Below are 15,782 nucleotides of genomic sequence, written 5' to 3'. Positions count from 1 at the left end.
AAATAAAGTCACAAAGAATCATTAACCGCAATCATAGAGCAACTCTTAATCAATAACGTGATCTCGCTCAAACATCTTTCATTCGAAAGTGAATTACACTTCAAACGAAAGTTTATTTATTTGGCTGACCGATGATGAACCTAAGACAGCAAACAATTTTACAGCAAGTGAATGACCGCAAGCGGGTTAGCGTCAGCGAATTGTCGCAAGCTACCTTGGTATCGGAAGTGACTATTCGGCACGATCTCAACCTGCTAGAAAAACGCGGCTTGCTCAAGCGCGTGCATGGCTCTGCTGTTGCCCTTGAAAGTGATGATATTGATGTTCGCATGATGCGCCATTTTTCTATGAAGCAAAAACTGGCCAATCATGCCGCCTCGCTGGTCAATGATGGCGAGACAATATTTATTGAAAGCGGCAGCAGCAACGCCCTATTGGCTCATCAGTTAGCCAAACGGCCCGGTATCACGCTGGTGACAGTCAGCGGCTATATTGCCCGGCAATTAAAAGACTCCGCCTGTGAAGTCATTCTATTGGGGGGGATTTATCAGAAGAAAAGTGACAGCATGGTCGGCCCACTGACACAACTGTGTTTGCGTCATGTTAATTTCAGTAAGGCATTCATCGGCATTGACGGCTATCAGATAGACCGCGGATTCACCGGGCGTGACATGTTACGCGCCGATGTAATTAACAGTGTACTGGCAAAAGGCGCTGAAAATATCATCCTGGCGGATGCCTCAAAATTTGGCCAGGTACATCAAAACTTGCTGACCACGGACTCCGTTATCAGCAGAGTGATTACCGATAATCGCCTGCCCGCGAGCTATCAACAGCAGTTGACCGCCCAAGGAATTCAAGTCGACATATTGGGCGAGTAATTACTGAGTTATCATTATCAAACCGCCCTAATCGGAGCTATACCCATGGCAGACATTACTTTTACCCGCGAGCAAACGCAGCGGATGACCTACAAACTTCAGCGTTATCTGGAGCAAGAACACAATATTGAGTTGGAAGATTTTGACACAGAGTTTTTACTGCAATTCATCAGTCGTGAGTTGGGTGCGCATTTTTACAATCAGGGAATCAATGACGCCATCACGCAAATCGAAGCAAAAATGCTCGATATCAGTGACGCCATATTGTGGTTGGAAAAACCCGTGCAAGATTAAACACGGGCGGCGGCCAAACGCCCATTATTGCCCGTAATAGGCGTTTTTCCCGTGTTTGCGCAGGTAATGTTTATCCAACAATTGCGGCTGCATATCCGCCAACTGTGGGTTCAACTGGCGAGAGAAAAGCCCCATATAAGCCAATTCTTCTAACACCACCGCATTGTGTACCGCATTATCAGCACTGCTACCCCAGGCGAATGGCCCGTGCGAATTCACTAAAACGGCGGGGACATCTTCTGGCTTAATACCCCGCTGTTGGAAAGTGTCGACGATGACATTACCGGTCTCCCACTCATAACGGCCAGCAATCTCTTCCGGGGTCATCAAGCGGGTACAGGGAATAGTGCCATAGAAATAATCCGCATGAGTGGTGCCCCAGGCGGGTAAATCCAAACCGGCTTGCGCCCAGATGGTGGCATGGCGTGAATGGGTGTGAACAATGCCGCCGATTTGTGGGAAATTAAGGTAAAGCACCCGGTGAGTATCGGTATCCGACGAGGGTTTCTTACTGCCCTCCACCACTTTGCCGCTGTCCAACTCCACGACCACCATGTCGTCAACCGTCATGACATCATATTCTACGCCCGAAGGTTTAATCACCAGAAGCCCACGGTGCCGGTCAACGGCACTGACATTTCCCCAGGTGAAAGTGACCAGATTATGGCGCGGCAACGCCAAATTAGCGGCAAGCACCTGTTGCTTCAGTTCGTTGAGCATTGTCATATCCTGAATAACTGAATTTATCTCATTTTCAGCGCCACAGGAGAGAATCGGTATGGCATAAATAGCTATAAACTGCGTGCAGATCGGCTAGAAAGCACAGTATGAGAGATGTACGCCCATGCAGCCAAGCTTTGTTGAGCCGCGACCAGACGTTAAATTTGGTCTTTCTCTTAAGATAATCCTTAATTCCTCCCCCTTGCGGTTAAATTAGGACTATTTACCTACTAAATGATTCTCGGATATTTATACTAGTTTCTATTGGTGACAAAACAAGTTTTCAGCATTAATCCTGAAATTAAACTCAAACGCCGCTTTTTATTCTAACCACTAACCGAATAAGATCGCGGCTAAAATGAATACAATGCCTATACTTAGTTAGGCAAGTTCATTTTGATACGGATAGTTCAGGGCGTATAAGTTGAAAATCTGTAAGTTGAAGGTCAATAACCTGCTCAATCCGCATTTAGCCACTGTCTGGAGAATTATTATGATGATAATCAATAAACGATTTGCTACTGCCGCACTGGCACTCACTCTGGCTTTATCTCTATCCGCCTGCTCTAACATGTCCAAACGTGACCGTAACACCGCGATTGGTGCCGGTGCCGGTGCTGTTGGCGGTGCAGTCTTGACAGGCAGTACATTAGGGACGTTAGGCGGCGCTGCTGTGGGTGGCGTTATTGGCCATCAGGTCGGCAAATAATTTTATCCTTCGTACTTGAAACTGTAGCGTTGTTGGCGGCTCTCATGCCCCCGAATCACTGACGGGTGTCAGCTCATCGGGGAGTTATTCGTTTGCCGCCTAGCTACAGCTCTAATTACTTTGGATATTTTTTATTCTAGAAACTATTCGGGTAATTTCTTTTATTCTTGAAACCAACCATTATTCTCATCCACCCGCCAGTTTGACTTTCATCCCTTTGGCTTCGAGTAATTGCTTGAGCAGATCGCGCTTATCCCCTTGAATTTCAATGATGCCGTCTTTTATCGCGCCGCCACAGCCGCACTTTTTCTTCAATTCTGCCGCCAATTTTTCCAGCATCTCATCACTGCCATCAATACCGGTAATCAGACACACGCCCTTTCCTTTACGACCACTGGTTTGGCGCTGGATGCGAACAATGCCATCGCCCTTAGGGCGCTGCGGTTTTATCTCGGGTTCAGTGATACGGCCAGAATCAGTTGAATAGACTAAGCGGCTATTATCATGACTCATTTTGCCCCCTTAGGCAGGGATGCCAGAATATCCGCCAGGGCTTTTTCAGGATCAGGAGATTGGGTGATCGGACGCCCTATCACCATATAATCCACCCCTGCTACCACGGCTTGTGGCGGTGTCATAATACGGCGCTGATCACCAGCATCACTGCCTTCTGGGCGGATCCCCGGAGTGACCAGTTTGAAATCCTCACCACACACCTGTTTTAGCCGTACCGCTTCATGGGCAGAGCACACCACGCCGTCTAAACCGCAATCCCACGTCAATTTCGCCAACCGCTCAGCCTGTTCAGCAGGGGTGATGTTAATGCCAATATCACGTAAATCTTCGCCATCCATGCTAGTGAGCACGGTCACGGCAATCAATAACGGCGCTTGCGGCCCGTAGGGTAATAAAGCCTCTTTTGCCGCGGTCATCATACGCGCCCCGCCGCTGGCATGGACATTCACCATCCACACGCCGAGTTCCGCTGCCGCCGCGACAGCATGGGCGGTGGTGTTAGGAATATCGTGGAATTTCAAATCAAGAAATACTTCAAAACCGCGGTGATGCAGATCACGCACCAATTGTGGGCCATATAAGGTAAACATCTCTTTGCCCACCTTTAACCGGCAATCTCGCGGGTTAACACGATCAGCAAAGGCTAGCGCCGCGTCTTTATTGGCATAATCCAGTGCGACAACAATCGGGGAAGATATTGAGCCACTGTTATTAGTTTTAGTTGCAGACGTCATTTTCAAGCCTTTTTCAGTCAGTCATTATTTTTCAGTCAATAAATACTGGTAACGCCCATATTCTACAGGGTGTCTCACAGAAATTACAGTAATCGGGGCATCCGAGGTTTGCCGTCTGTTTGTCAGGCTTTGATTGGGTGGGTCAATTTAGGTAAAGCAGACAAATTCCCCATACCCGCAGTTGAGTAAAATAGTTTCAAGAAGCGTAAATTCTCAATCAATATATTTGATTATTCAGCTCAGTATTTTGGAGTTTCATTTAAAAATCCATGCGGTATCATGCACTCCATCGCCAGACAATGATTGTCTAACCAATGATTTAAATAATGATTTATTATTTAAATGGTAAATAAGTAACTGGAGTTTTACATGAAAAATATTAAATATATTATCCCTGCTTTGGCCCTTTCTTTCGCATCCTTTGCCAGTGTTGCTGCAACACAAATCCAGCATGCTCCCTCAACTGGATTGAATGAGATTGGTACAATCTCAGCCAGTAATGCCGGTACATTGACTGAATTAGAGAATACACTGGCGAAAAAAGCAGATGAAGCCGGTGCAACCTCGTATCTGATCACCTCTGCGACCGGCAATAACAAACTGCACGGTACCGCGGTCATTTACCGCTAAGTGACTGGGGGAAATGTTATCTCCACCACATTTCCTCCATCTAACCAAAAATTTTTCCCTATCACTTGAACGAACTCAACTTCTCCCAGCGTCTGGCCCTGCTTTGTGCGCCGGAGGTAAGGATCAAATGTGCGATTGCGCCACCGACCAGCCCCAGAACGCCGAACCAATACCCCAATAGCGTCACGCCAATACCGATAATGGTTGAGAGCGGAAAGTGTGCCATCACAAATACCGGTGTGGCAAAGGTCAATATCTGGCCGTGCCAGCGCAAAATGGCCTTGCATTTACCGTTATGTATCAGTCTCAAAGGTGTTATTTGCCAATTAATGGGGTATTTTCGCCATCAGCAATTGTGAATTTTTTGTGACAGCGGTGTTATCCCCTAGACAGTTTCGCTTCCCTCGCTTAGCTTGGTATTTTCCCTTAAGTTGAAGGTTATATGATGAGCGAAATATCTACCTTAACCATTAAAATCCCTCTGGAATTAAAAGAAAAAATCAAAGCTGCCGCCTTAGAAAAGCAATTTTCTCTCAGCACTGAAGTTTGCGAAAGATTAGAGCAAAGTTTTGAGGTTGAGGTTAAAAGTAGCAAAAGCAGCCGTAAAGAGGCCAAATTGCATCACAGCGAGATTGATAATCAAGGTGTGGAAGAAGTGTCAGAACAGCCATTGAGCCAGAAAGAATTGAAGAAATTGCGCCAATTGCTAAAAGATGGTGTTAAAGCACCGCCGAAGAAAAAGTAAGTCACTTTATTATCATATACAGCCTATTCATCGGGTGATCCTATTCACCCGATACTTTCCGATTTATTCGAGACCGCGAAAAACGGAGATTTATCCCCTGCTCAGTCAGCGCTGTCATTCACTCCATGATTAAGACCGGATGCGATCATATTCCTCTTGAGCTTGTTTTAATTCAGAGCCGTAGGTTAGCGCCCAATCATATAATGCAGCAAAAGGTTGCTGTAGCGACTGCCCGAGGGGCGTTATCGTATACTCAACGCCGACTGGCGTAGTGTTTGCCAATACCTCTCTCCGTATCAGCCCATTGCGCTCCAGGCGCTTGAGTGCATCTGCCAGCGCCTTATGTGTTATGCCATTGAGCCGCCGCATGATTTCATTGAAGCGTGACGGTTTGTTGCATAGAACTGTCAGGATCAGCACCGACCATTTATTCGCAATCTGATCCAGAATTGGCCGCGTGCTGTGAACATCGATTAACGCCTCGTCAATGACCCGATCTAGTGTCATGGGTAAGGCTGATGATGCTTCATCTTGGCTTGCCATAGATATACTTCCCGATACCTTATATATATAAAGTGCGTAATTGACCGTAGATATATAGCATATATCATCAACTCCATCTCATCGATAGGAGTTTTATATGAATAAGCTAGCAAAAAAGATTGCTGTGGTTATCGGCGGTAATGGCGGCATTGGTGGGGCTATCTCAACCCGCTTCGCCGCCGAAGGCGCTGTGACTTACGCCACCAGCCGCGCGCTGGCCGAGACTGCCCCTGATGTCGCTCCAGAGACGAGGGGCGGCCGTATTATCCCTGTCTATGCCGATGCTGGACGCCTCTCGGATTTAACGCAGGTATTTTCCAGAATTCGTGAGGAACAAGGGCAAATTGATGTGCTGGTACTCAATGCCGGTATTTCCGAGTTCAGCATGTTGGGTAGTATCAGTGAGGATTTATTCGACCGAACCTTCGGGCTGAACGTCAAAGCCCTACTGTTCGCGGCGCAAGGGGCTATTGAGCTTATGTCAACAGGTGGAACCATTGTTCTGGTCGGCTCAATCGCCGATACTTTGGGAACAAAGGGTTATGGCGTTTATAGCGCGAGCAAAGCCGCCGTGCGCTCATTTACCCGGACATGGGCTAATGAACTGGCTCCTAAGGGGATCCGTGTCAATGTCGTCAGCCCCGGCCCGACCGACACGGCGATGATGGCCGACGTCAGCGACGAAATCCGTGACTCGCTGACCCGCCTCATTCCACTAGGCCGCCTCGGGAGGCCGGAAGAGGTTGCCGCCGCTGCCCTGTTTCTGGCAAGCGACGAAAGCAGCTTCACTACCGGCGCTGAACTTTGTGTCGACGGTGGCGTCGCGCAAGTCTGAGGAGGGAATGACTCTCTAAGCGCTTATTGCCCATCTAACCCTCTGATGGGCTTAACCGATGCCCATGCACGGCAAGATGGGCAATGCCAGTAGAGCGAATGTGCGGTAAAACCACACTTGTGGCAGCGATAACGCGGCTTGGTACGGATTTGCTCCCCAACCATATCGCGCAATAACAGCAAACTCTCTTTGGCCCGCCCTTCTTCAGCATCGGCAAGGTGATAATCCATCAAACGATAGAAAACACGCATGGTTGGATGACGCTGTAACTGGCGATTAATATACGTTTGTGCCACATCTCGGCCTTCATGCTGCTCGAGAATCTCTGCCAACATTAACTCGGCCGTCGCGCCGGTATTATCTTCAACACAGCGTTTAAGAAAATTAGCCCATGCTTGGGGTTGCTGTAGGTGTTGGTAGCATTCACTCAGCATCGGCAATGCTTCGCTGACCACTTCTTTATCTTGCTCTAACACCTGCTCCAGTGCCTCTACGCCTTTGGCATATTCACCCTTGGCCAAATAGACCCGACCTTGCATGATGGAGACTCTGGCGCACCGTTTATCGGCGGAAGCTGCTTTTTTCAACAGGCTCATGGCCTTATCAAGATCATCACTGCCCATGGCTTGTAGCGCCAATTCGCAATAAAAATGCGCAATTTCCAACCGCTGATTATCTTTGCCCATCTTGACCAGCTTTTCTGCCACTTCAATGGCATTGTTCCAATCACTGGTAGCCTGATGGATCACCAATAACTGTTGTAATGCACCCAGCCGGAAGTCTTTCTCCTCAACCAATTGGTTGAACATATCCTCGGCTCTGTCATATAACCCCGCAGCCATATAATCGCGCCCCAGTTGCTGGACAGCCAGCAAGCGCTGTTCAAATGTCAGGGCGGCGCTTTCCATCAAGGCCTGATGGATGCGGATTGCACGGTCGACTTCACCCCGGGAGCGGAACAAATTGCCTAACGTCAGATGTGCTTCAACAGTTGAACTGTCTTCTTTCAGCATTTCAAGAAACAGATCAACCGCTTTGTCTTGCTGGTTTGAGAGAAGAAAGTTAACCCCGGCCACATATTCACGCGACAGGCGGTTAGCATCCTGCTGTTTATCCTGCTGAGCACTTCTTCGCCCCATATACCAACCATAGGCGGCAGCGACCGGTAACAGCAGAAACAGCATTTCTAACATAGAAAATTATTCCTTGCTGACAGCAGGTGCAGATACCGCCGCGCTGGATTCAATCGATAGCTCTTGCTGCGATTCAAGACGTTTAATTTTCCGCTCGGCGCGGCCTAATAAAATCCGAATCCGCAGATAAAAAAGCCCACAAATAATCCATCCCAGCACCAAACCCGCTGCAAAAAGTGCCGCTAATAAGGTAGATACGCGATATTCACCCTGAGCCAATAAATAATTGAAAGTAACGACCTGATCGTTATTTGCTCCTAACGTGATTGATATCACAAAAACCACGAGTACTAACAAAAAAATCAGCAAATATTTCACGTTTTTTCCTAAAGGCCGAATCAACCTGATGAATTATGCCAAAAATGTGGCGTCCATACTCAATAAATTAACACTTCCTTACCCAGCAAAGAAACCCTGCCCCAAGATAAAGCGCAAACCTATGCTTAATAGAGATGATTTTAAGCAATTTAACGGCAAATACGGAACTGCGAAAAATAATTGTTCGCTTAATTTTCCCCATGCTTGCGTTGTTCAATCTCCTGCTGTTCTTGCGGTGGAATATTTAATGGGCCGAACCATCGCTGCACCAGACTACAGACAATAGCAACCAATAGACCGCTAATAATGGTGGCCGCCATTAAATCACCAGGCCAATGCATCCCTAAGACCAAGCGGCTCATCATCACCCCCTGCGCCCAAAGCATCAATAAAGTAACCGTTTTATAATGTCGGCGGGGCCATAACAACCCAACCGCCAATAATGCCCAACTGGCGGCAAAAACAGTATGGCCGGAAGGGAAAGCAAAACCCGTTTCAAATTGCCAGTGGCGACTCAACCATGCTGGAATGATAGATTGGTTCTGCAATTGCTGTTTAACCAATTCGCTGCGCTCGGTGCGGGGTAAAGAATAGAAAAAGCGATTATCAATATGATGTTCAGCTTCAAGCCACACCACAAATGGCCGTGGTTCCTGCACATGTTCTTTAATCAGCGATTTCACCCCCTGCCCCAACACAATAACCACGCCCAGGAGTGCCAAGAGTCCGATAGCGGGTTTGAGCCGAAAACGCAGGCACCACAAAAACCAGCCACTAAGGAGCACACTGGTGATGATGCCCCACGGCGCAGTCACCGTCTCTGTCACCCAAAAAAGCGTTTTTAACGCGCTTTCACGACCACCCGGCTGCCACTGCCAACCAGAGAGCCAAATAATAAATGTTGGCAACAGTAAAATAACTGATCCCACCGTAATTCGTTTTGTTATATTCCACATCTGTTGCCCTTCTTTCTGGCAATATCCACAACATATTACCCGTGGTGATAGCACGTTTTATATAAGCGCTATATCTATATAATATAAGTCTCTCTAACCATTGATAACATACAAAATTTTTTTGTCACTAGCGAAATAAATCTTAAACAACCATTCATGCTGGCCTTATCGCTGCTTTGTTGAACAGCAGGGCATCAAAAGTTATGGCAATATAGCTAATAATGATCGCAGAAAATTTTTTATTTAACCTTTATATCGCAAAATATCGAGGTATAAGGTTAAAACAGGCATTCACGGTAGGGTATGCGACAACCTTCCTAAGGGTATGAAGTTATAATATGAACAATAAGATGCAGCTAAAACGTGTAGCAGAAGCTAAATTACCGACTCCTTGGGGTGATTTTCTGATGGTAGGTTTTGAAGAGTTAGCCACTGGTCATGACCATCTGGCATTAATCTTTGGCGATATCAGCGGTGATGAGCCGGTGCTCTCGCGTGTTCATTCTGAATGTCTGACAGGTGATGCCCTGTTTAGCCTGCGTTGTGATTGTGGTTTCCAGTTAGAAGCTGCATTGGCACATATTGCCGAAGAGGGCCGTGGTGTGCTGATTTATCATCGTCAGGAAGGTCGTAATATTGGTTTGCTGAATAAAATTCGAGCCTATGCCTTACAGGACTTGGGGGCCGATACCGTTGAAGCCAATCATCAACTGGGTTTTGCTACCGACGAGCGCGATTTCACACTGTGTTCTGATATGTACAAGTTATTGGACATTAAAGCTGTACGTTTGCTAACCAACAACCCGAAGAAAGTTGAAATTCTCTCTGAAGCGGGGATCAATATCGTCGAACGAGTCCCTTTGATTGTCGGACAAAATCCGAAGAACGAGCATTATATGGCAACAAAAGCGGCTAAAATGGGCCATTTGTTGACCAAATAATCATCTTGATTCTGACTGCTGATACAAAGTGTTTGGGCTAACACAAACAATAAGGGAGGTCTCACAACCCCCCTTTTTAATCACTGAATTTAATAGTGACACTGTCACGAAAACATGCGTCTATTACAACATTTTGCGGATCACATAATGCAAAATGCCGCCATTTTCGAAATAAACCAATTCATTGCCAGTATCTATGCGACAGCGGGTATCAACCTTTTGTTGCCGCCCGTCGGCATAGGTGAGTGTTATCGGAACAGTTTGCCCCGGAGATAAACCTTGTAACCCACTGACACTAATAGATTCATCGCCAGTCAGACCCAATGTTTTACGATCTACCCCAGCCGGGAACTCCAGTGGCAGAATGCCCATCCCGATTAAATTAGAGCGGTGAATACGTTCGAAAGATTCCGCAATCACAACGCGAACCCCCAACAAACGCGGCCCTTTAGCGGCCCAGTCGCGACTTGAGCCTGATCCATATTCCTTACCGGCAATGACTGCTAATGGCACATTATCCTGCTGGTAACGCATAGCCGCATCATAGATAGCCATCTGATTTTGCGATGGAATATGCCGGGTAATCCCCCCTTCAACACCGGGCACCATTTCATTACGAATGCGGATATTGGCAAAGGTTCCGCGCATCATGACTTCATGGTTACCCCGGCGCGAGCCGTAGGAGTTGAATTCCTTAATCTCAACCCCGCGATCTCGCAGATAACGGCCTGCCGGGCTGTCCAGCTTGATATTACCGGCCGGTGAAATGTGGTCAGTAGTCACTGAATCAGCCAAAATTGCCAAAATACGGGCATGATGGATATCCTGAACAGGTTCCGGTAACGCTTTCATATCACTGAAGAAAGGCGGCAAACGGATGTAGGTGGAATCACTCTGCCAGTCATAGGTGGGCGTACTATCAACTTGAATTGCCTGCCACTCTTCATCGCCATCAAACACCGCGGAATACTCCTTGCGGAACATGTCCGTTTTCACCTCTTCAACGGCTTTGGCGATTTCAAGCCCGGTCGGCCAAATATCTTTCAGATAGACCGGATTACCCTCAGGATCGTTGCCCAATGAATCTTGCGTCAAATTGACATTCATATTCCCCGCTAAAGCATAGGCAACCACCAGCGGCGGCGAGGCTAACCAGTTGGTTTTCACCAACGGATGAATGCGCCCTTCAAAGTTGCGGTTACCGGAAAGCACCGCACCGACAGTTAAATCCCCTTCTTTGATGGCATTTTCAATAGGTTGTGGCAATGGGCCTGAGTTGCCTATGCAGGTGGTACAGCCGTAGCCCACCAGGTTGAACCCCAAATGATCCAGATAAGAGGTTAACCCCGCGGCCTTAAGATACTCAGTCACCACTTTGGAACCGGGAGCCAGAGAGGTTTTTACCCATGGCTGAGTTTTAAGCCCCTTCTCTGTGGCTTTCTTGGCGAGTAATCCCGCCGCCATCAATACACTGGGGTTAGAGGTATTGGTACATGAGGTAATAGCCGCGATGACGACAGCGCCCTGTTCCAACTCGTGGGTTTTACCTTCCAGAGCGAAAGAGACTTGGCTAACTTTGTCTTTTTTACTGTTGACTTCCAACTCTTCAAACGCATTAAACGCCAAAGGCACTTTCGCTAAGGCGACTCTGTCCTGCGGGCGTTTAGGCCCAGCCAGACTGGATTCTACTGTACTCAGCTCCAATGATAATTGGCTGGTAAACACTGGCTCATCTCCTGGATGACGCCATAATCCTTGCGCTTTACTGTAGGTTTCCACCAGTGCTATTTGTTCGTCGCTACGGCCACTTAAGCGCATGTAGCTCAGAGTGACGTCATCAACCGGGAAGAAACCGCAAGTCGCACCGTATTCCGGTGCCATGTTGGCGATAGTGGCACGATCCGCTAACGGCAAATCCGCCAAACCATCACCGTAAAACTCAACAAATTTGCCGACCACACCGTGTTTTCTCAGCATTTGGGTCACCGTCAATACCAAGTCAGTGGCGGTAATCCCTTCACGCATTTTGCCGGTCATTTTAAAACCAACCACATCGGGGATAAGCATAGATACCGGCTGCCCCAGCATCGCCGCTTCGGCCTCAATGCCGCCAACCCCCCAACCTAGAATCCCCAAGCCGTTAATCATGGTGGTGTGCGAGTCGGTTCCGACTAAGGTATCGGGATAAGCAATCTGCTTGCCGCCCTGCTCTTCATGCCAGACGGTTTGCCCCAGATACTCCAGATTCACCTGATGACAAATCCCGGTGCCCGGTGGCACCACACGGAAGCGGCTAAAGGCTTTTTGCCCCCAGCGCAGGAAAGTATAGCGTTCGTGGTTACGTTCCATTTCTAAGCGGACGTTTTCACCAAAGGCGGCTTTATCACCAAACTCATCGACAGTCACTGAGTGGTCGATAACCAGATCAACCGGCGACAGTGGGTTAACCTGCGCAACATTCCCCCCAAGACGTTTTACCGCCTCCCGCATCGCGGCCAAATCCACCACAGCCGGTACACCGGTAAAGTCTTGCATTAAGACACGGGCGGGCCGATAAGCGATCTCTTTGTCCGCATGGCCGGTCTGTTGCCACGCCACAATGGCTTTAAGGTCATCCTCCTGAACCTGCTCACCGTCCAAATGGCGTAGCAAATTTTCTAACAACACTTTCAGTGATTTAGGTAATCGATCGATATCCCCCAGCACTGCCGCCAATTGCGGCAGGCTGTAATAGTGATATTCGTGATTGAGGGCGACCAACCTGGCCATACTCGTTTTCCGCAAATCCAACGACATAGCGCCTCCATTGTTTCTTAGAGTGTTCTAAACAACATTTATCTCAACAAGGCAATTCCCTTGAAATCATGAGGTCTAGAATTAATATAACACAAAGAAACATTAACATTTTGGCAACAATGGCGATTGCTATGATAGACGGTCTAAATATAATTTTTGCGCTCTTTTACTCCGTCAATAAAGCCATTAACATATCCCACGCTTTCTCCTGCTACATAGCTTTTTTCTGAGCCACTATCTTTATCTTCAATTTCAAGTATATCGTCCTCAGAGTAGCTATCTTCTTCAAATACAAAATCACATTCTGAAAAAATCTCTTCAACTTGTTCATAATTTTTTGATTCAATAACTCCAAGGTTTGCATATGCCAGTTTCGGAGTACCTATTTCAGTTGGATTTTTTGAACCTGGCATAGTATTAGCTATAGCATAAGAGTTGGGGGTAAATAATTCTTTAAACCACTCTAAAATCATTTTTATTATACCGTTGCGATTTACGTCACGTCTTAATTCGCCAGGACACTGTTTCTCAAACTTAAAAAAAATGCGCGACGTCTCTTCATTTAACGTAAAGTCTTTACCTAAAAATAGTTGACAGTCCAAAGTGAATAAAAGTTGAGCCCCATCGGTATAAGGTACTGAATAATGCATTTCAAGTCCGTGATGCCTATCGAGCTTGAATTCCATTGAAATATCATCATGATGTAAATAAGGATGCCCTCTCTTGGCATGCTCCAGAGCAACTGTTGCCATTGAATATCGACTCACTACATTCAGTACAGCAATTCTCCTCTTATCATCATCGTCAGTGCCTGCTTTTAACCACCCTTTATGAACCAAGCGTTCTAATACTTCCTTAATATTTTTATAGCCACCCGAACATTCCCCATCAATATAAAATTGTTTTTTTTCAATTGGAGTATTGTTACTCTTTAATGCGCCAACTGTATTAGTTAGCCCCAGAGACTCTATTGGGTAAGATATTCTAGACATTTATCCCTCTTGACTATGTTTATATAAAACCAAGATTGCATATCAATAAAATATCAAACTAATTTTGAATTATCTTTTGAATTTACACTTATTATTTTCGTTATTGAAATAAAATTAATTCTTCAATTAAGGTTATAAACTATATTTTCAGGCAATTTAATTTGAATGTCATACTGCTTTTTTATACAGTCATAAATAATATGTTGTGTTGTTAAAACACAACATCAGGTACACCCTACACACAAAATGAGATCAATTAATGTCCAGGAATAAAAAGAAAACATCAGCATCGGTCGCGGCGCAGGCGGCAAGAATACTAAAAGACCCGAATGCTTCCGCGCTCGAAAAGAGCCTGGCGGGTTCGGCACTCTCTCAGACCAATACTGATAATCAGACCGGCGTTTATATGGAAGATGTCGCGGCACAAGTTCTGGCAAACCCCGAGTCCAGTGAAAAAGCCAAGACACTCGCGGGCTCTGTACTCGCACAAGCCAATAAGAAACGCTAATCATGCAAAAAGCCCCTTTGCAGGGGCTTTTTTAATCGATGCTAGCATTACTTCGTCGGCAGTTTAATATCTTTAAACATCGCCTCGATGTCTTCATTCGAGCGCAGCGCAACCGCTTTATCCACCACATCTCGCGTTAAATGAGGGGCAAAACGTAAAATAAAGTCATACATATAACTGCGCAGGAAGGTACTGCGGCGGAAGCCAATCTTAGTGGTGCTGTAGGTAAAGATATCTCGCGCATCGACCGTAACCAGATCAGGGTCTTGGATCGGGTCAACAGCCATGCTGGCGATAACCCCCACACCCAGCCCTAATCTCACGTAAGTTTTAATGACATCTGCATCTGTCGCGGTAAAGACAATACGCGGGGTCAGGCCTGCGCGGTTAAACGCGGTGTCCAGTTCAGAACGCCCAGTGAAACCAAAGGTATAGGTCACAATCGGATAGGCGGCCAGCTCTTCAATGCTAACGTGGGATTTACCGGCTAATGGATGATCGGGCTTCACCACCACCGCACGGTTCCAGTGGTAGCACGGCAACATAATCAGGTCATCATATAAATGCAGCGCTTCCGTCGCAATCGCAAAGTCGGCGCTGCCTTTCGAAACCGCTTCTGCTATTTGTGTTGGTGACCCTTGATGCATATGCAACGACACGCGCGGATAGCGCTCAATAAAACCTTTGATGACATTCGGTAACGCGTAGCGCGCTTGCGTGTGGGTGGTCGCGACATACAAAGAGCCTTTATCCGGATAAGTATGTTCACCGGCGACAGCTTTAATGGCATCAACTTTTGAGAGAACTTCACGGGCAATACGGATGATTTCCAGCCCTGCGGGGGTTACCTGTGTAAGGTGTTTACCGCTGCGGGCAAAAATCTGGATACCCAGCTCATCTTCCAGCATTCGGACCTGCTTACTGATCCCTGGTTGCGAGGTGTACAGGCCTTCTGCGGTGGATGATACGTTAAGGTTATGATTTACCACCTCAACAATATAACGGAGCTGCTGCAATTTCATATCTATACCATCCTAGGTTAAACACTGCGGGAGGCCCACAGTTTGGTATATCGGTATCACCCGGTATGCCGAGAAGTTATCAACTGAAACCCATAACTGCATGATGCCAAAGTGGTCAGTATTGACCTTATAATAACATTAGGTGATAAAAAACTATTTTATATAACTACTATATCATTTCATCAACCCCTGTATACACCTTGTTATGTCGTTTTTATCTCGACTTAACCTGCGGCTTTAATCTGCGTGCATACCCGTGCTATTAATGATTTAAGTTATAGAATATTAGCCCAAAATAATCAGAGTTTTGCCCAACATAGACAGCAGGTAACAATTTATAACTTCAAAGGTTTAACCAAGACTATAAAACACTTGAATAGATTAGCCCAATAAAAAAACCAGCCATTTAGGCTGGTTTTTACATGTACGGCTCAGTATTTCACACCACA

Annotated in this window: 19 protein-coding genes; 8 read left to right on the top strand and 11 right to left on the bottom strand. The window is 46.6% G+C overall.

Annotated elements, in window-relative coordinates:
• Positions 1 to 134 precede the first annotated feature (134 nt).
• The gene (locus DX162_RS16215) at positions 135 to 881 is read left to right on the top strand and encodes a DeoR/GlpR family DNA-binding transcription regulator (protein ID WP_032819968.1); all 747 of its coding nucleotides are present in this window, start codon (positions 135 to 137) and stop codon (positions 879 to 881) included.
• A gap of 45 nt (positions 882 to 926) precedes the next feature.
• Positions 927 to 1,175, top strand: coding sequence for a DUF2164 domain-containing protein (locus tag DX162_RS16210; RefSeq protein WP_004390832.1), 249 nt, complete (start codon positions 927 to 929; stop codon positions 1,173 to 1,175).
• Positions 1,176 to 1,199: 24 nt separating this feature from the next.
• On the opposite strand, the gene araD is transcribed toward DX162_RS16210, so the two are convergent.
• Positions 1,200 to 1,895 (bottom strand): L-ribulose-5-phosphate 4-epimerase, encoded by a 696-nt coding sequence (araD, locus tag DX162_RS16205; protein WP_004390833.1) that lies wholly within the window; start codon positions 1,893 to 1,895, stop codon positions 1,200 to 1,202.
• A gap of 493 nt (positions 1,896 to 2,388) precedes the next feature.
• Between araD and osmB the strand changes: the two genes are divergently transcribed.
• Complete coding sequence (gene osmB, locus DX162_RS16200) at positions 2,389 to 2,604, top strand: osmotically-inducible lipoprotein OsmB (RefSeq protein ID WP_032819938.1); 216 nt, start codon at positions 2,389 to 2,391, stop codon at positions 2,602 to 2,604.
• A 186-nt stretch (positions 2,605 to 2,790) separates the two neighbouring features.
• On the opposite strand, the gene yciH is transcribed toward osmB, so the two are convergent.
• Entirely contained in the window at positions 2,791 to 3,117 is a 327-nt protein-coding gene (gene yciH, locus DX162_RS16195; RefSeq protein WP_032819939.1) for a stress response translation initiation inhibitor YciH, read from the bottom strand.
• Complete coding sequence (gene pyrF, locus DX162_RS16190) at positions 3,114 to 3,854, bottom strand: orotidine-5'-phosphate decarboxylase (RefSeq protein WP_004390837.1); 741 nt, start codon at positions 3,852 to 3,854, stop codon at positions 3,114 to 3,116. The genes yciH and pyrF overlap by 4 nt, the downstream gene beginning before the upstream one ends.
• A 369-nt stretch (positions 3,855 to 4,223) precedes the next feature.
• Between pyrF and bhsA the strand changes: the two genes are divergently transcribed.
• Positions 4,224 to 4,484 (top strand): multiple stress resistance protein BhsA, encoded by a 261-nt coding sequence (bhsA, locus tag DX162_RS16185; protein ID WP_004390839.1) that lies wholly within the window; start codon positions 4,224 to 4,226, stop codon positions 4,482 to 4,484.
• Positions 4,485 to 4,545: 61 nt separating this feature from the next.
• Here bhsA and DX162_RS16180 read toward each other — a convergent pair whose 3' ends face one another.
• Positions 4,546 to 4,794 carry a hypothetical protein gene (locus tag DX162_RS16180; protein WP_127446271.1) on the bottom strand — a complete coding sequence of 83 codons (249 nt, stop codon included), beginning with the start codon at positions 4,792 to 4,794 and terminating at the stop codon, positions 4,546 to 4,548.
• A 135-nt stretch (positions 4,795 to 4,929) separates the two neighbouring features.
• On the opposite strand from DX162_RS16180, the gene DX162_RS16175 reads away from it, so the two are divergent.
• Complete coding sequence (locus DX162_RS16175; protein WP_032819941.1) at positions 4,930 to 5,229, top strand: hypothetical protein; 300 nt, start codon at positions 4,930 to 4,932, stop codon at positions 5,227 to 5,229.
• Positions 5,230 to 5,358: 129 nt separating this feature from the next.
• On the opposite strand, the gene DX162_RS16170 is transcribed toward DX162_RS16175, so the two are convergent.
• Positions 5,359 to 5,736: a winged helix-turn-helix transcriptional regulator gene (locus DX162_RS16170; protein WP_050413810.1), complete on the bottom strand. Its 378-nt coding sequence runs from the start codon at positions 5,734 to 5,736 to the stop codon at positions 5,359 to 5,361.
• A 133-nt stretch (positions 5,737 to 5,869) separates the two neighbouring features.
• Here DX162_RS16170 and DX162_RS16165 point away from each other — a divergent pair, with 133 nt between their 5' ends.
• Positions 5,870 to 6,607, top strand: coding sequence for an SDR family NAD(P)-dependent oxidoreductase (locus DX162_RS16165; RefSeq protein WP_004390844.1), 738 nt, complete (start codon positions 5,870 to 5,872; stop codon positions 6,605 to 6,607).
• A 23-nt stretch (positions 6,608 to 6,630) separates the two neighbouring features.
• On the opposite strand, the gene lapB is transcribed toward DX162_RS16165, so the two are convergent.
• The 3 genes from lapB to pgpB all read right to left on the bottom strand — a co-directional run bounded on the left by lapB (position 6,631) and on the right by pgpB (position 9,074).
• On the bottom strand, positions 6,631 to 7,800 hold the full coding sequence (gene lapB, locus DX162_RS16160) for a lipopolysaccharide assembly protein LapB (protein WP_004390846.1): 1,170 nt from the start codon (positions 7,798 to 7,800) through the stop codon (positions 6,631 to 6,633).
• 6 nt (positions 7,801 to 7,806) lie between these two features.
• Positions 7,807 to 8,118: a LapA family protein gene (locus tag DX162_RS16155; RefSeq protein WP_032819942.1), complete on the bottom strand. Its 312-nt coding sequence runs from the start codon at positions 8,116 to 8,118 to the stop codon at positions 7,807 to 7,809.
• 188 nt (positions 8,119 to 8,306) lie between these two features.
• Entirely contained in the window at positions 8,307 to 9,074 is a 768-nt protein-coding gene (pgpB, locus tag DX162_RS16150; protein WP_004390848.1) for a phosphatidylglycerophosphatase B, read from the bottom strand.
• A gap of 350 nt (positions 9,075 to 9,424) precedes the next feature.
• Here pgpB and ribA point away from each other — a divergent pair, with 350 nt between their 5' ends.
• Positions 9,425 to 10,015, top strand: coding sequence for a GTP cyclohydrolase II (ribA, locus tag DX162_RS16145; RefSeq protein WP_004390849.1), 591 nt, complete (start codon positions 9,425 to 9,427; stop codon positions 10,013 to 10,015).
• Between the two features lie 123 nt (positions 10,016 to 10,138).
• Here ribA and acnA read toward each other — a convergent pair whose 3' ends face one another.
• Entirely contained in the window at positions 10,139 to 12,811 is a 2,673-nt protein-coding gene (acnA, locus tag DX162_RS16140; protein WP_032819943.1) for an aconitate hydratase AcnA, read from the bottom strand.
• A 143-nt stretch (positions 12,812 to 12,954) separates the two neighbouring features.
• Complete coding sequence (locus tag DX162_RS16135; RefSeq protein WP_098080832.1) at positions 12,955 to 13,803, bottom strand: hypothetical protein; 849 nt, start codon at positions 13,801 to 13,803, stop codon at positions 12,955 to 12,957.
• 259 nt (positions 13,804 to 14,062) lie between these two features.
• Between DX162_RS16135 and DX162_RS16130 the strand changes: the two genes are divergently transcribed.
• Complete coding sequence (locus DX162_RS16130; RefSeq protein WP_004390852.1) at positions 14,063 to 14,311, top strand: hypothetical protein; 249 nt, start codon at positions 14,063 to 14,065, stop codon at positions 14,309 to 14,311.
• 47 nt (positions 14,312 to 14,358) lie between these two features.
• Here DX162_RS16130 and cysB read toward each other — a convergent pair whose 3' ends face one another.
• Positions 14,359 to 15,333, bottom strand: a complete 975-nt coding sequence (gene cysB / locus DX162_RS16125) for an HTH-type transcriptional regulator CysB (RefSeq protein ID WP_004876199.1) — start codon at positions 15,331 to 15,333, stop codon at positions 14,359 to 14,361.
• Positions 15,334 to 15,782: the final 449 nt, after the last annotated feature.

The organism is Yersinia kristensenii (assembly GCF_900460525.1).
GTDB lineage: Bacteria > Pseudomonadota > Gammaproteobacteria > Enterobacterales > Enterobacteriaceae > Yersinia > Yersinia kristensenii.
This window is presented reverse-complemented; position numbering and strand designations above follow the sequence as displayed.

What these genes read in the sequence shown, in the direction of transcription:
- DX162_RS16165 (WP_004390844.1), top strand. Translation starts at nt 5,870, where the DNA reads ATGAATAAGCTAGCAAAAAAGATTGCTGTGGTTATCGGCGGTAATGGC.
- DX162_RS16175 (WP_032819941.1), top strand. Translation starts at nt 4,930, where the DNA reads ATGAGCGAAATATCTACCTTAACCATTAAAATCCCTCTGGAATTAAAA.
- bhsA (WP_004390839.1), top strand. Translation starts at nt 4,224, where the DNA reads ATGAAAAATATTAAATATATTATCCCTGCTTTGGCCCTTTCTTTCGCA.
- lapB (WP_004390846.1), bottom strand. Translation starts at nt 7,800, where the DNA reads ATGTTAGAAATGCTGTTTCTGCTGTTACCGGTCGCTGCCGCCTATGGT.
- DX162_RS16135 (WP_098080832.1), bottom strand. Translation starts at nt 13,803, where the DNA reads ATGTCTAGAATATCTTACCCAATAGAGTCTCTGGGGCTAACTAATACA.
- pgpB (WP_004390848.1), bottom strand. Translation starts at nt 9,074, where the DNA reads ATGTGGAATATAACAAAACGAATTACGGTGGGATCAGTTATTTTACTG.
- DX162_RS16170 (WP_050413810.1), bottom strand. Translation starts at nt 5,736, where the DNA reads ATGACACTAGATCGGGTCATTGACGAGGCGTTAATCGATGTTCACAGC.
- DX162_RS16210 (WP_004390832.1), top strand. Translation starts at nt 927, where the DNA reads ATGGCAGACATTACTTTTACCCGCGAGCAAACGCAGCGGATGACCTAC.
- pyrF (WP_004390837.1), bottom strand. Translation starts at nt 3,854, where the DNA reads ATGACGTCTGCAACTAAAACTAATAACAGTGGCTCAATATCTTCCCCG.
- DX162_RS16130 (WP_004390852.1), top strand. Translation starts at nt 14,063, where the DNA reads ATGTCCAGGAATAAAAAGAAAACATCAGCATCGGTCGCGGCGCAGGCG.
- araD (WP_004390833.1), bottom strand. Translation starts at nt 1,895, where the DNA reads ATGCTCAACGAACTGAAGCAACAGGTGCTTGCCGCTAATTTGGCGTTG.
- DX162_RS16215 (WP_032819968.1), top strand. Translation starts at nt 135, where the DNA reads ATGAACCTAAGACAGCAAACAATTTTACAGCAAGTGAATGACCGCAAG.
- osmB (WP_032819938.1), top strand. Translation starts at nt 2,389, where the DNA reads ATGATGATAATCAATAAACGATTTGCTACTGCCGCACTGGCACTCACT.
- cysB (WP_004876199.1), bottom strand. Translation starts at nt 15,333, where the DNA reads ATGAAATTGCAGCAGCTCCGTTATATTGTTGAGGTGGTAAATCATAAC.
- yciH (WP_032819939.1), bottom strand. Translation starts at nt 3,117, where the DNA reads ATGAGTCATGATAATAGCCGCTTAGTCTATTCAACTGATTCTGGCCGT.
- ribA (WP_004390849.1), top strand. Translation starts at nt 9,425, where the DNA reads ATGCAGCTAAAACGTGTAGCAGAAGCTAAATTACCGACTCCTTGGGGT.
- acnA (WP_032819943.1), bottom strand. Translation starts at nt 12,811, where the DNA reads ATGTCGTTGGATTTGCGGAAAACGAGTATGGCCAGGTTGGTCGCCCTC.